2 protein-coding genes are annotated in these 1,472 nt (G+C 73.6%); one reads left to right on the plus strand and one right to left on the minus strand.

Annotated elements, in window-relative coordinates; all coding sequences use genetic code 11:
- On the minus strand, nt 1-479 hold a 479-nt coding region (locus tag BN11_RS17665; protein ID WP_201329299.1), incomplete at its 3' end, for a ferrochelatase.
- A 259-nt stretch (nt 480-738) separates the two neighbouring features.
- Between BN11_RS17665 and sepH the strand changes: the two genes are divergently transcribed.
- Nucleotides 739-1,472: septation protein SepH (gene sepH / locus BN11_RS17670; RefSeq protein WP_048699619.1), on the plus strand; the 734-nt coding region annotated here is incomplete at its 3' end.

Raw genomic sequence — 1,472 nt, forward strand, 5'->3', positions numbered from 1 at the left:
CCGCCTTCCCCCGGCCTTCCGGCCGCCGCGTCGGCGGCGGCGGGGATGGAGTGAGCGATGCACACCAGAGCGAGCGGCCCCTGCGAGTCCGCGGCGAGCGCGGCGTCGAACGCCTCCAGGGTGCGGCGGGTGACGGCGGAGCGGAAGCCGGGGAGGGCGGCATACGGCGGAAGCTTGGCGAGGGTCACCCCGGCGCCGGCGGCCGCGAGATCCTCGCGGTACTGGCGGCACGAGGAGTAGGACCGCCACGGACTGGTCAGCATCACCAGCACGGGCCCGGGAGCGAGCTCGGGGAGGACGTCCGCGGCATACGGCGGGCTGTTGCGGTTGGCCAACCGAACGGCCACCGGTGCACCACGATCGGCCAGCTCGGCGGCGAGGGCGGCGCCGAGCGCGCGGTTCTGGTCGTTGATCGGGCTCCGCCCACCGAACTGGTGATAGTGCTCGGCCACGATCCGCCAGCCGCTCGTCGGGGACACCCCGGCCGGCCGTCACCCGGCGCAGGAAGGGCATGACCTCCTCCGGAGCCTCCGGGCCGCCGAAGCCGAGCACCACGACGCTGCGAAAGGGCGGGAGCGGTGAGTCGGCGTCGGGGGCGGCGGGCACCGCACCACCGTACAAGCGCCGGCGGGGCACCCACGACGTCGCCCGCGGCGTGGCCTGGCCGCCGCAGAGCGGCGTGACGTGGCAGCATCTGTGGGGCATTGATCGTCGAATTTCGGTGGAGAGGCAAACCGTATGCAAGAGCTGCGTCTCTTCGGCGTCCAGGAGGACGGCCGGTTCGTGCTGCTCGCCGCGGCGGACGGCACCCGATACCGGTTGCCCCTGGATGAGGATCTGCGCGTCGCGGCCCGCCGCGTCCGCACCCACAGCGGGGCGAGCGAGTCGGCGTCCTTGACGGCCCGGGACGTCCAGGCGCTGGTGCGCGCCGGGCACGACGTCGAGGAGGTCGCCGAGCGGGCCGGCTGGCCGGTATCGAAGGTCAACGTTTTCGCCGCGCCCGTGCTCGCCGAGCGCGCGCATGTGGCCGGGTTGGCCCAGGGTATGCGGCCCCGAGCCGGCGATCCCGAACTGCTGGGTTCGCGTGTGGAGAAGCGACTGGCCGGGCGGGGCGTGGACCTCGCGGGGGCCGAATGGGATTCCAGCAGAGACGATTCCGGCGCCTGGCATGTGCACGTCGACTTCGCTGCGGGTGGCCGGGAGCGGCGGGCGTCGTGGCGCTTCGACCCCGCCACCGAGCATCTGGAGGCCGAGGACGACGAGGCGCGTTGGCTCTCCGAGGACGAGGACCACGGGCCGGTGACCCCGCAGGTGCACCGCTACGGCGGCGAGCAGGTCTTCGACGTCGAGAAGACCGGTGGGGTGGTCGAGGAGGAGGACGAGAACGCCGTCAAGACGGACCTGCCCCGCAGGGACCAGACCGACGCCCTGATGACGGCCATCCGCGCCCACAGCCACGCCGGTGACCGCCG

It is taken from the genome of Nostocoides australiense Ben110, from assembly GCF_001050535.1.
Lineage (GTDB): Bacteria > Actinomycetota > Actinomycetes > Actinomycetales > Dermatophilaceae > Nostocoides_A > Nostocoides_A australiense.